Below are 12,979 nucleotides of genomic sequence, written 5' to 3'. Positions count from 1 at the left end.
AAGCTTGCCTCGGCAGCCATGAGCGTAACGGGGAGGCAGCTGTGGCGGAGAACAACGGGGTGGGCGGACTCTGGGGAGGGATCCTCGGCGCGGTCAGCGCCGTTCAGGACCTCATCTACGAGGCCGGTGAACTGGAGTCCTTCAAGAAGCGGGTCGATGAACTGCTGACCGAGTTCAAGGAGTCGCCGGCGGCTCCGGACAAGGTGGGCGAGGACCGCCTGAAGCGGTCCCAGCTCGGAGGCGCGGGATTCCAGGAAGCGGACTTCCTGTACACGGCGTACGACACGGTTCACACCGAGCTCGAGAACCTCTCGAAGGTCCTGGGGCTGCAAATAGAGAGCATGTACCTCGCCGTGCGCGCTTCGGGACAGGACTACGACAGTCTTGACGAGGACATCCGACGGCGGATGCGTACGCTGAACGCAGAGATCACGGAGCACTACGACAGGGACCGCGATCCGACCAGGAACGAGCCCCGGCGTGGTGAGGAAGACTCGGAGACGCGGGCCCAGCGGGCCGACGGGGGCGGCGACAGCGGTGGCTACGAGTCACCGGACGGTCAGTGACGGGGGGATGATGAGACATGGGTGAGCAGGTCGGCGGAGAGCCCGGAGAAACACCTTTCGACTCGATGACACACGCGGAGCTGCGGGCTCTGCTGTCGCCCGCCAGCAAGGAAACGGCGATGGCGCTCGCCGAGAAGCTGGAGAAGGCGGCCCAGAAGATCAGCGAGATCGGCGAAGACCTCAAGACGCGTGTGTCGATCCTGAGGTGGGAGGGCGATGCCGGTCAGAGCTTCCGTGAATGGGGCGACCAGACCGCCAACGCCACGATCAACCTGGCCAGTTACACACACAACGCCAGCAAGTGGATGACCCAGGTCACGCAGGCGATCGCCGAGGCCCATCAGAACATGCCTCCGGCGTCCGAGACGGAGGACGCCGAGGAGTCCCTGCGGACCGCGAGGGAGAACTACACCGCGGCCACCACGGGGCCCGGGAAGAAGGACACTGACGCGCGGACGGTGGCCACGACGTCGAGGACGGACATGGCGAGCGCGCAGGCGTCGATCGACGCGACGCGAGCGGAGGCCGCGCGGCAGCTGCGCAAGTTGGCGCAGACGTATGTGCTGTCGGCCAACCAGGTCAACAAGGAGCCGGTGCCGACGTTTCCGCCTCCGGCCATGTACATGGGCCAGGACTGGGTCATGCCGGAGAGCTATAAGTCCGTGCCTGGACAGACGTACAGCGGCGGCACCTCTTCGGTCGGTGGGGTCGCCTACGCAAGAGGCGGCGGCGGGGGCGGCTCAAGCGACAGCGACTATGTTGTGCCCGGTGGGATCGACGGCGTCGGGCGCGCAGTGGGAGGGGTGACCGTCCCGAGCCAGACGCCGGTCTCGATGGAGATCGACGGCATTACCACGCTCCCGGACGCGCCCACGAACTCTCCCACAACCCCCGTCACCAACCAGCCGGTTGCCCGGCCGGAAACCACAGTGCCGACTCCTGGCTTGATTCCACCTACTTTCAGGGGATCCGCCCCGCCGGTGCCGGGTCTTCCCGGCAACATGCGGCCTGTCACAGGAGCCGTCCGAAATCCTGCTCTTCCTGGAGGCGGGCTGAACTCGCGTGCGCCGTTGGCCCGGGAAACCGGCATTGTCGGCGGCCGTCCAGTGCCACCCAGCTCGGGAAGGCCCGCAGGCGGAATCCCGCGAGGCACGGTTGTCGGGGGCGAAACGTCCCAGGGGCGTGCGCCTATGGGCCGAGGCATGACGCCGGGGATGCCCGGAGCGGGCGGAGGCAGTGCGAGTCAGGGCGGTCTCACCGGCGGGCGGCGGCTGGCTTCGGAGACTGGCGGCGTCGTCGGTGGGCGGAACCAGCGGCCGGGGGCGAACCCGGGGCGTGCGTTCACCCCAGGTGGTTCTGGTCTGATTCGTGGTGGGCGTGGGCCGGCACGCGCCCGTGACGAGGAAGAGCAGAGTGGAGAGCGTCCCGACTACCTGGTTGAGGACGAGGAGACCTGGCAGCAGGGCAGCCGGCGGATCGTGCCGCCTGTTGTCGACTGATCTCGTATGAATTGGCTTGAGGGGAAAATGCGCATCAACTCTGAGCGGTCGGCAGCTGCAAGGGCCGTGGCGTCGGCCGCTCTGGGGATGGCGTTGCTGGCGATCGCGGCAACTCCCGCTCATGCCGAGACAGTGCGAGAACAGCAGTGGCATTTGGACGCCATGCAGGCCGACGAGGCATGGAAGATCAGCAAAGGGCGCGGGGTGACCGTCGCCGTGCTCGACTCGGGTGTTGATGACACGATTCCTGATCTGAAGGGGCAAGTCCTCGAAGGAAGGGATTTCTCGGAACTGTCCGGCGATGAGAACAATGACATCGACAATCACGGTACGGGAATGGCTTCGCTGATCGCGGGAATGGGCGGGCGGGGACCGGCCCAGGGGTCCTACGGCCTTGCTCCCGAGGCCAAGATTCTTCCCGTTCGGATCCAGTACAGCCAGGAGCGGATGCGGGAGAAATCTGCGCGCGACACTTTCGCGGGCAGTATGAGCGAAGCCATCCGCTTTGCCGCGGACTCTGACGCACAGATCATCAACATCTCGGTGGCCGGTAACGGAGGATCCGCTGAGCTCACGAAGGCCGTGAAGTATGCTCACGACAAAAACAAGCTGATTTTTGCTGGCGTGGGTAATGGTGGCGAATTGGGATACGATCCGCAGTATCCGGCGTCCACGCCGGGTGTGGTCGGAGTTGGCGGGCTGGATCGAAAAGCCTCTCGTATGAGCGTGTCCCAGTACGGTCCAGAGGTGGATATTTCGGCCCCCGGTGAGGAAATCACCAATGCCTGCACAGGTGGAACTGGACTTTGTGAGGGCAGCGGAACAAGTGCCGCCACCGCCCTCGCTTCCGCCTCCGCCGCCCTCATCTGGTCCAAGCACCCCGACTGGACCAACAATCAGGTGCTGCGCGTCATGCTCAACACCGCCAGCGGCGTCAAGGGTGGCGACAGGCGAAGCGACCAGGTCGGTTACGGCGCTGTACGTCCCCTCCTCGCACTGACTAATCCGGGGGACCCGGGGCCGGCCGGTGAGTATCCGCTCCCCGACCTCAAGGAGGCGGCTTCCGCATCTCCTTCGCCCAACGCCTCCGAGGCGGCAGGCGATTCCAGCACCGACGAGGAGAATCCCGCGGCGGCAGCCGCTTCCGACGAAGGCGGTGGCACAGGGCTGTGGATCGGGCTCGGCGTCGGCGCGGCTCTGCTCATCGGCGGAGCTGTCGCGGTGGCTGTAGTCCGTTCCCGCCGCAGGGCCGCGCTCTCGTCGCAACAGCCGACGGCTCCGGCCTTCCCCCCGTACCAGCAGCAGCCCTACCAACACCAGCCCTACCAACACCAGCCCTACCAGCACCAGCAGACCAACCCGCCGTATCCGCCCTACGACGGCTCGCCTCACCGCCCCGGCTCGACGCCGCAGACTCCTCCCGCCCACCCACAGGGACCTGGTTCATAGGGCTTCACCAGCTGAGCCGTGCCCTGTGTGAGTCGGCCGGTGGCACCAGCCGGGGCCGAGGCTGCCCGGATCCAGGCCCGGATACGGAACCACCGGGAGGCGCTCGTCGGCCTGCGCACGCGGGTCGGCGCATGCGGGCCGTACGCGGAAGAGGGTTTGCGGCTGGGACCGTGTGCATCGGTGTCATAAGAGGTCAACGGCCGTATCCGAGGTCGTTAAGGTAAGGGGTCGATGTGCTGGTGCGTGGGGGGAGACCATGTCGATCGCAGGTGGTGGCTGGGGCTGGTCGTCGGGGCCGCTGAGCCCGGAGGAAATCGAGCGCAGGGTGAACAGCCCTGTGGCGACTTCGGTGGTCTACGACCCGGAGTCGATGCGTTCGTTCAAGAACCGGGTGGATGAGCTGATCACCAAGCTCGAGGGTTCACCGGCGGGCCGGAAGAAGGTGGCCGCCGAGCCGCTGGAACGTGGACAGTTCGGCGGTGGAGGGGGCGCCTGGACCGAGGCGGCGGGCCTGTTCACGTCGTACCAGACGGTCATCGACCAGCTGAAGCAGTTGTCCGGGCTGCTGTCGAACTCTCTGGAGGGGATGGGGATCGCGGTCGTCGCGTCGAAGGACGGTTTCGGTCAACTCGACGACGATATCCGTCGGCGCATGCGGATGATCTACCAGAACGCCGAGGAACACTACGATCCGCGGCGCGATCCGCACCCTCCGGAGACTGTGGCGAACGCGAACAAACCGCAGAACGAGCCCAACGAGCCCACCCAGCCCAGCGAGCGCGCCGACGGGTCGAGCCCGGGCGACGCCGGTACGGCCGGGGTCGGCGGGTTCGCGTAATTCGGTCGACGGATTCCCGTAGCGGTACGCGGTATGCGGGTTTCCACAGTGGTGGTGGCGCGTCGGGCGGTGCGACGATTACGTCGAGGGGCGCGAAGACGGACGGGGCAGGTGAGTGGACCAGCAGAACCGCAGCGGGGGCGGCTCGACCCCCTTCGAAGACATGTCGCACGAGGACATGCTTTCTTGGCTCGACCGAGCCGACAGCGGGGCGGTGCAGGGAGCCGCTGACACGCTGAGCGCGGCGGCCGGCGAGATCCGCGAGATCGCGGAGCAGCTCAAGGCCCGTCCCGAGCGGGTGGAGTGGCAAGGAGAGGGCTACAAGGCGTTCATCGAATGGAGCGCGAGCCTGGCGAGCGCGACGTTCCGGCTGGCGGAGTACAGCGACGGCGCTTCGCAATGGCTGGGCCACGCCTCGAACGCGATCGCCGAGGCGCAGAGCGCGATTCCGCGCGATGTCGCGGGGGCCAAGGCGAACCTGGCGGCGGCCTTGAACGCGCCCAACGACCCGGATTCGGACCTGGTGATCGGCAAGTCGTCGTCGACGTTGGCGACGGATGCGGAGCGGAACCGCCTGGAGGCGGCGACTCAGATGCGAAGGCTCGCGAACGTGTACGAGCACTCGCAGACGCAGATGGGCAAGCTGGAGGTGCCGACGTTTCAGCCGCCGCCGACGGAGTTCGTTCCGCGTGGGGAAGCACGGATCTCCACCCACGACCTGGCGCGCTCTGGTGGGGGCGGCACTGACACAACCGCGAACCTCGGTGGGGGACCGACCCATACGATGGGCGGCGGCAACGGCAGCGTCGAAGGAGCGGTGACTCCCGCGATTTACGGGAACTCGCTGTCCCCTACTCAGGTGACACGGCCGGACGTTCCGGTGGCAACCGAGATCGCCAGTGTCGATACACAATCGCCGGTGACTGCTACTCCCACAACGCCCAATGCTCCGCAGGCCGTCGGCAAACCTGAGGGGCTGGCGCTCCCCGTCCCGCCGAACATACCGCCGGCTCTCGGCAGGAATGGCTCCCCTCCGCAGAACTTGCCAAACGTTGGGCGGACGGGGGGCGCACGTCCTCCATCGCTGACCGGACAGACAGGGCCCAATGCTGGACCTGTCGGGCGCGCACCGGCTGAGCGAGGAATCACCGGAGGCCGTCCGGTCCCCCCTGCTTCCGGCCGCTCGGGTGCCCTGCCACGAGGGATGGTTGTCGGCGGAGAGAGCCCTGTCCACGGCCGTCCACCGATGGCACATGGTGCTGGTGGTGGCCTGGGTGGAGGGCCTGCTCAGAGCGGCATGACCGGGCGTCGGCTGGCAGGGGAGAACGGTGGCATCGTCGGAGGACGCCCGCAGCAGCCGGGTACCGGTGGTAGAGCCTTCACTCCTGGAGGGACAGGCCTGGTGCGAAACGGAGCGACACCGCCACGTGTCGGCAAGGCGCCGAAACGTCGTGACGAGACGACAGGCGAACGGCCGGACTACCTCGTGGAGGACGAGGAGACCTGGCAGCGGAGCGGTCGGCGCATTGTGCCGCCGGTTATCGACTGATCTCGCAGAAAGCGGAGCGAACGAGCGTATGCGCACCAACACCCCCTGGATGGGCCGAGGCCCGGCAACTGTCCTTGCTGTACTAGGGGCTCTGCTGGTGGGCAGCGCGCCGGCTCCGGCTTATGCGGATTCCATCCGCTCTCAGCAGTGGCATCTCGATGCCATGAAGGCGGATGAGATCTGGAAGATCAGCAGGGGTGAGGGCGTGACTGTCGCGGTCATCGACTCCGGGGTAGACGCTACGAACCCGGACCTCCAGGGGCGGGTCCTGAAGGGCAAAGACCTTGCCTCGGACTCGGCGGGTGATGAGCGTAACGACTATGACGGCCATGGGACGGGAATGGCTGGGCTCATTGCTGGCACTGGCAAGAGCGGGGGAGGGGACGGAGCTTACGGGCTGGCCCCGGGAGCAAAAATCCTTCCGGTCAGGATACGGGACGCGGATTGGGATGCCAATCGCGTTTCCAAGGTGCAGGAGTTCAACAAGTCCGTGTCGATCGCCATTCGCTATGCGGCCGATAATGGTGCGAAAGTCATTAATATATCAATGGGGTCACGAAAGGGGTCGCAGGCACTGGCGTCTGCTGTCAATTATGCCATTGAAAAAGGAGCGTTGATCTTCGCCTCGACGGGCAACACTGCCGATGAAGGGAATGGGCTGGAATTTCCGGCCGGGACTCCAGGCGTCGTCGGGGTGGGGGCCCTCGACAAGGAGGGGAAGAAGACCAAGGAGTCGCAATACGGACCTCAAGTGGATGTCTCTGCACCTGGCGAAGAAATGGTCCACGCCTGTGGCGGAAAGACCGGGCTGTGCACGGGACACGGCACCAGTGCCGCCACCGCCATCGCCTCCGCCAGCGCCGCTCTGATCTGGTCCAAGCATCCGGACTGGACCAACAACCAGGTCCTCCGGGTCATGCTCAACACCGTCAGCGGCCCCACCGACGGCGTCAAGCGGAACGACTACGTCGGCTACGGCGCCGTCCGGCCGCTGCGTGCGCTCACGACGCCTGGTGATCCCGGGCCCGCGGACGAGTACCCGCTGTCGGATCTGGCCGAGGCCGAGGCCGAGGCGTCGGCGTCATCGTCGGCTGCGGCCGGGGACAACGACGCCCAGGCGTCGCCCTCGACGGCCGCCGTTGAGGCTGACAAGAGCGGCGGCGCCGGTCTGTGGATCGGCCTGGGTGTCGGTGCCGCGGTCGTGCTCGGTGCGGCCGTTGCCGTACCCGTCATACGTTCTCGGCGCGGGTGAGTCTCTGGCGTCCGGCGTTGCGCTCGACGCGCTCGGCCACGCCGGAGCCGGGCCTGAGCCGCGTACCGTGCTCGGGAGACCCGGCAGTGCCGTCAGCGGTCACGCGGCGATGGCGAAGCCACCGTTCCCTGCCCACGGGCCCACAGGCCCACAGGCCCACGGGCCCACAGGCCGCAAGTCGCAAGGCGCCGTGCGGAACCGGCCCTCAGAGGCGTACCGAACCGAGCCGGGGCATCGCGGGAACCGCGGCCCCGTGTCCGCCGGGCCGGGGGCACTGCTCCGGGCGGCCCCCACTCCGGGCCCGGCCGCGCCGCCTCGCCGTGACGGGTGCGTGCGGTGCGTGCGGGGGGCCGTGACGGGTGTGTATCAAGAGGCGGACGGCGTTCGCGGGGCGTTGCTCACGCAACCTGTGGGCCCGTAAAGTCGGCGCCGTCGACCGTGGCCACCGCCTTCGGGGGCCCGGGCGGCAACAGGTAACGGGGGCGTCGAGCGAGCGCGGGTCCGCGCGTGTTGGTGAGGTTCGAGGACGGAGACGTCCGAGAGCGTCGACAGCCGGGCGGGGCCGCCGTGGAACGTCTCCGGCCGGTGTTCTTTGTGACAGGTGTGACAGGTCCGAGAGTTCCGACCGGCCTGACGGCTCGCCGTAGCCGGGGTGGCCGAGTTCGGTGAAGCACGGGGGAAAGCGTGTCATTCGACCAGGAATGGTCTCAGGCCAAGAGTGCCGCGGCCGAACAGGCGACATCTCAGACGCGGCTCAACCAACTGGACGGGGGGCCCACGGGCCCGATCCCGGAAGGGGACCTGAAGGTCACCCAGACCGATCTGGCGGCGATCGGCGACGAGGCGTTCAAGCTGTACCAGCGGCTGGACACGGACGGCGATCACGCCAAGCAGACCAGCTACGAGGCCGCGACCTCGCTGAAGCCGGACTTCGCCCTCGGCACGGCGCTCTCGACCGTGACCGACACATGGAAGACGCAGGTCGACACCCTGCTCGAAGCCTGTGCCCACATCTCCAACCACCTGGACTACACGGAGAACGCGCACGCGGAGGACGAGTACTACATCGCGACCCGGTTCCGCTACGCCGAACTGGACCAGGGCTTCGCGGAAGGGACCAGGCACTGATGGAACTCGACGCGCTCCGGCACGCCAATTTCTCCAAGCTCAGCACCGCCGTCGGTGACTGGACCACCATGATCACCAAGTTGGAGGAGCTGAAGGAGGACGCGAGGACCCAGCTCGACGGTGCCGCCAAGAAGGCCAACTGGGAAGGTGTCAACGCGACCGTCACCAAGAGCTTCATCCTGAAGACGGCCACGGAGTTCGCCGACGCGGTGACCGAGGCGACCACCATCCGCAACATCCTGCGCGACACGCACGACGAGCTCGTCGACTACAAGGACAGGCTCGGCACCGCCATCGAGAACGGCCTCAAGAAGAACCTCACGGTCGTCGGTACGGGCGACGGCGGTTTCACCGTGACGATGAACATCCACCCCGACCGGGCCGCCGAGGGCACCGAGGTGCCCGACCACACCCCCGAGGACGCGGAGAACCTGCGCGACGAGGTCCAGCGCATCCTCCAGGGTGCGACGGAGAGCGACAGGACGGCGTCGGACGCGCTGGTCGCCATCGTCACCCAGTCGCCGTACGGCTTCTCGGACGCCTCGTACGCGGACCGCGACGCGGCGGCCAAGGCGATCAAGGACGCCGAGCGGTACGCGAACCTCATCAAGAACAAGGGGGACGACATGTCCCCCGAGGAGTTCGACGCGCTCAACCGCGACCTGGCCCAGTACCGGGACGACCCCCTCTTCCAGGAGCGGTTCGCGACGACCCTCGGCCCGCGCGGTCTGCTCGATTTCTGGGCGGACCTGTCGGACCCCTCCGACGGCGGCGACCTCCAGCGTGCCCGCCGCGAGCAGCTCGGCGACTTCCAGCAGAACCTCAGCATGACGCTCGCGGGCGCCACGCAGTCGGACAGCCCCGCCATGCAGCGCTGGCAGGACGACATGGTGCGGCTGGGCGAGGAGCGCATCCAGACGCGCGGCGCGAACGTCTACGGCTTCCAGATCATGAGCAACCTCATGCGGGTGGGCGACTACAACGACGAGTTCCTGAACAAGTACGGGAACGCGCTCGTCAAGACGGAGAAGGACATGAAGATCCCCTCCCACTACTGGGTGGCGGGTCTCGGCGGTCCTTCGATGCCGAAGATGAACTTCATGGGGGAGGAGTTCGGCCGCGATCCCATGACGGGATTCATGAGCGCGCTCTCCAACAGCCCGGAGGCGTCCACGCAGTTCTTCAACACCACTCAGCCGCAGGACAACGCGCAGTACGTCCTGAAGGACCGGGAGGTCATCGAGGACACGCCGCTGGACGACGGCGACGCCAACCACGCGCGGGAGGCCACTGGCAAGGCACTCGTCGCCGCCACCACCGGCGTCAACCCCAATGACCCGGACGCCCGCCCCGTGCCGCACAGCCCGCAGAACCGCGAGGCCCTCGACCGCTCGCTCCGGTTCCTCTCCGAGGCCGGCGACGACTTCCCGTCGGAGATGCGCGACGACATGGCCGCCGTGCTCGTCAACTACGGCGACGAGACCCACCACACCGCCAGCTCGCAGGCCGACGACGCCAACGACCCGAGGCTGCTCGACCGCCACCACCTGATGGAGGTCACCAAGCAGGTCTCCCGCGACCAGAACGCCTACGGCATCCTCAACGACGGCCTCAACCAGGAAATGGTCCGGGACATCCACACGGACAAACCGAGCGACCCGAAGGAAACGCTGCAACGGGCCGGAGCCACGGTCGGGTTCTTGGAGGAGGCCCGCTACCAGGCGCTCAAGACGGACAAGGAGGATCCGTCCTGGGACGCGAAGTGGGCGTACCACGGCTTCGGTGGTGCCGTGAACTTCATCCCGGTGGTCGGCGACGCCGCCCAGCGTGGCGTCGACGCGCTCGCCTACCAGTGGCAGCTCGACGAACAGGACAGGATCAACCAGGAGACCCAGCGGGAGAACGGCAAGACCTTCACCGCCCGCGAGAACCAGTTGCAGGCGCTGGCGGACCAGTGGTCCGCCGCCAACCCGGGTCACACCAACAACCGGTACACGCTGACGCAGGAGATCAACGAGGCGGCCTTCGCCGGCAACGACCGCGCACAAGGTCTCGCGGGAGACCAGTGATGCCAGTGATGCGAGTGATGCGAGTGATCCCAGTGAAACGGCCCCGACGCGCTCGGCACACCGCTGCCGTCGTCACCCTGGGCGCGCTCCTCCTGGGAGCGACGGCCGGTTGCTCCGGCGCCCGGGGGTACGAGGTCCCCGCCGAACTCTGCGGCGTGCCCGCGGACACCGGCAGGCTCTCCCCCCTGCTCCCGGACGGTGACGCGATCGAGCAGAAGGAGAACGACCTGGGACAGGGGAGCCGGAGCTGCCGGCTGTCGGTGGACTCCCGGCAGGTGCTGTACGTACGGGCCGACGTGGTACCCGCCGACACGGATCCGGTCAAGGTGAACGAGCACGCCCTGACCGGGCTGGGGAACCCGCGGCCGGCCGGCATCGGCGACGACGCGCGGATCGCGGACAAGGGCGCGCTCGCGGTCGTCGCCTGCCCGGCCGACCCGCAGAAGCGGAAGTTCGTCCTGGAGGCGGACCTCGCCACGAAGACGCCCGAGGACACGGCCGACCGACGGCGGGCGCTGACCCGTTTCCTGGAGGCGTACCTCCCGCAGGCCCTCAAGAAGCGGGGCTGCACGGCCTGAGGCCCAGCCGTACGACCTTGAGGCGGGGCGGCCCGGCGTGACGCGGACCGCCCCGCCAAAGGCCCCCGGCCCCCCGGCCGCCGAGCCGTGCGCGCCGCCGAGCCGTGCGCGCCGCACGCGCCGTACCGCCGCACGCGACGAAGCGGCCGCCCCGGAACCTGACCCGGGAAGCGGCCGCTTCGTACGTGGAGGCCGTGGCGGGAATCGAACCCGCGTAACTCGCTTTGCAGGCGAGTCCCTGAACCACTCGGGCACACGGCCGTCGCTGTCCTCCACTGCTCATGACCGTACGCGGGTCCCGCAGCACGGCCAAGGGTTCCGGACGGCGTGCAACGCGACTGCCATACGCCGTTCACGGTTCCCCCGATTCCCTCCGGTTCCCCCGGCTCCCGGTCCGGTCGTACGACCAACGGACCAGCCGTGATCCACCCCGCGACAGGGCCGAAACCCCATGACGACCCTTACGCTGAGCCCATGACCGCCCTGGAGCCAGGCGACGCCGAAGCCGCCACCGCCGAACCGCCCGCACCGGTCGGGCCGCTGAAGCCCGCGGCGCCCGTCCCGGCCGGGGATTCCACCTCCCGGCCCACCGGCGTGCTGGGGCCGGAGCACCGGGCCCTGAGCGTCGGCATCGTCTCCGTCGTCCTGCTCATCGCCTTCGAGGCGACCGCCGTGGGCACCGCCATGCCGGTGGCCGCGCGGGAGCTGGACGGGGTCGCGCTGTACGCCTTCGCCTTCTCGGCGTACTTCACCACCAGCCTCTTCGCCATGGTCCTCGCCGGTCAGTGGGCCGACCGCAGCGGTCCGCTCGCGCCGCTCGCCACCGGCATCAGCGCCTTCGGCGCCGGGCTGCTGCTCTCGGGCACCGCCGTCGGCATGTGGCCGTTCATCCTGGGCCGCGCCGTGCAGGGGCTCGGCGGCGGGCTCGTCATCGTGGCGCTGTACGTGGTCGTCAGCCGCGCCTACCCGGAACGCCTGCGGCCCGCGATCATGGCCTCGTTCGCCGCGGCGTGGGTGGTGCCCTCCGTCGTCGGGCCGCTCGCCGCCGGCACCGTCACCGAACACATCGGCTGGCGCTGGGTCTTCATCGGCATCCCGGTACTCGTCGTACCGCCGCTCGCGCTCGCACTGCCCGCGATACGCCGCCGGGCCGCCGGGCCGGCCGACCCCGCCGCGCCGCCCGTCGCCTTCGACCGGCGCAGGATCCGGCTCGCGCTCGGGATCTCGGCGGGCGCGGGACTCCTGCAGTACGCGGGCCAGGATCTGCGCTGGCTCTCCCTCGCCCCGGCCGCCGCGGGCGCCGCCCTGCTGATCCCCGCCGTGCTCGGGCTCCTTCCGGCGGGCACCTGGCGCTCGGCCCGCGGGCTGCCGTCCGTGGTGCTGCTGCGCGGGGTCGCCGCCGGGGCGTTCGTGGCGGCCGAGAGCTTCGTCCCGCTGATGCTCGTCACCGAGCGCGGCCTGTCGCCGACGCTGGCCGGGCTCTCGCTCGCGGCGGGCGGCGCGACGTGGGCGTTCGGCTCGTACGTACAGTCCCGGCCGCGCCTGGAACCGTACCGGGAGCGGCTGATGGCCGGTGGCATGGTGCTGGTCGCGGTGGCCATCGCGACCGCGCCGAGCGTCCTGTTCGAGGCCGTGCCCGTGTGGATCGTGGCGGTCGCCTGGGGCGTGGGCTGCCTGGGGATGGGCGCGGTGATCGCCTCGACCAGCGTGCTGCTGCTGAAGCTGTCGGCGCCGGAGGAGGCGGGCACGAACTCCGCCGCGCTCCAGATCTCCGACGGCCTCTCGAACGTCCTGCTGCTGGCGGCGGGCGGCGCGGCCTTCGCGGCCCTGGGTGGCGGCGCGGCGGGCGGCCACGCGGCCACGGCCACCGCCGCGGCCGGCGCGACCGCGGCCGCCACGGCCTCCCACCCGGCGGCTTTCGCCGCGGTGTTCCTGCCGATGGCGGCGGTGGCGCTGGCGGGGGTGTGGGTGGCGGTCCGGGTGCGCGTTCCCGCCGGAACGGGGGCAGGAGCCGGGGAACGACAGCATTAGTACCGCTTGGTACCGCGTGG

Annotated in this window: 10 protein-coding genes and 1 tRNA gene; 10 read left to right on the top strand and 1 reads right to left on the bottom strand. The window is 68.8% G+C overall.

The window, feature by feature from the left end; genetic code table 11:
* Positions 1–41: 41 nt before the first annotated feature.
* From IG02_RS36610 to IG02_RS0118610, 9 genes are all read left to right on the top strand, one after another.
* Positions 42–566: a hypothetical protein gene (locus IG02_RS36610; RefSeq protein WP_199814039.1), complete on the top strand. Its 525-nt coding sequence runs from the start codon at positions 42–44 to the stop codon at positions 564–566.
* Between the two features lie 17 nt (positions 567–583).
* Positions 584–2,065 (top strand): hypothetical protein, encoded by a 1,482-nt coding sequence (locus tag IG02_RS0118645; protein ID WP_030748906.1) that lies wholly within the window; start codon positions 584–586, stop codon positions 2,063–2,065.
* Between the two features lie 6 nt (positions 2,066–2,071).
* Positions 2,072–3,514: a type VII secretion-associated serine protease mycosin gene (gene mycP / locus IG02_RS39490; RefSeq protein WP_234314805.1), complete on the top strand. Its 1,443-nt coding sequence runs from the start codon at positions 2,072–2,074 to the stop codon at positions 3,512–3,514.
* Between the two features lie 256 nt (positions 3,515–3,770).
* A complete protein-coding gene (locus IG02_RS0118640; protein WP_158712335.1) occupies positions 3,771–4,352 on the top strand; it encodes a hypothetical protein in 582 nt (193 codons plus the stop codon).
* Between the two features lie 115 nt (positions 4,353–4,467).
* Complete coding sequence (locus IG02_RS41630) at positions 4,468–5,901, top strand: hypothetical protein (protein WP_158712334.1); 1,434 nt, start codon at positions 4,468–4,470, stop codon at positions 5,899–5,901.
* 28 nt (positions 5,902–5,929) lie between these two features.
* Positions 5,930–7,153 carry a type VII secretion-associated serine protease mycosin gene (gene mycP / locus IG02_RS0118625; RefSeq protein WP_051765264.1) on the top strand — a complete coding sequence of 408 codons (1,224 nt, stop codon included), beginning with the start codon at positions 5,930–5,932 and terminating at the stop codon, positions 7,151–7,153.
* A gap of 684 nt (positions 7,154–7,837) precedes the next feature.
* Complete coding sequence (locus IG02_RS0118620) at positions 7,838–8,281, top strand: hypothetical protein (RefSeq protein WP_030748895.1); 444 nt, start codon at positions 7,838–7,840, stop codon at positions 8,279–8,281.
* Positions 8,281–10,350 carry a hypothetical protein gene (locus IG02_RS0118615; RefSeq protein ID WP_030748893.1) on the top strand — a complete coding sequence of 690 codons (2,070 nt, stop codon included), beginning with the start codon at positions 8,281–8,283 and terminating at the stop codon, positions 10,348–10,350. Before IG02_RS0118620 ends, IG02_RS0118615 begins: the two co-directional genes overlap by 1 nt.
* A gap of 32 nt (positions 10,351–10,382) precedes the next feature.
* Complete coding sequence (locus IG02_RS0118610; RefSeq protein WP_030748891.1) at positions 10,383–10,928, top strand: hypothetical protein; 546 nt, start codon at positions 10,383–10,385, stop codon at positions 10,926–10,928.
* Between the two features lie 186 nt (positions 10,929–11,114).
* Here IG02_RS0118610 and IG02_RS0118605 read toward each other — a convergent pair.
* Positions 11,115–11,189, bottom strand: a tRNA-Cys gene (locus IG02_RS0118605).
* Positions 11,190–11,402: 213 nt separating this feature from the next.
* On the opposite strand from IG02_RS0118605, the gene IG02_RS0118600 reads away from it, so the two are divergent.
* Positions 11,403–12,959 carry an MFS transporter gene (locus IG02_RS0118600; protein ID WP_030748889.1) on the top strand — a complete coding sequence of 519 codons (1,557 nt, stop codon included), beginning with the start codon at positions 11,403–11,405 and terminating at the stop codon, positions 12,957–12,959.
* Positions 12,960–12,979: the final 20 nt, after the last annotated feature.

It is taken from the genome of Streptomyces sp. NRRL F-5135 (assembly GCF_000719775.1).
In the GTDB taxonomy this organism is placed as follows: Bacteria; Actinomycetota; Actinomycetes; order Streptomycetales; family Streptomycetaceae; genus Streptomyces; species Streptomyces hebeiensis.
Note: the sequence above shows the minus strand (reverse complement) of the source record. Positions and strands in the feature narration are given on the sequence as shown.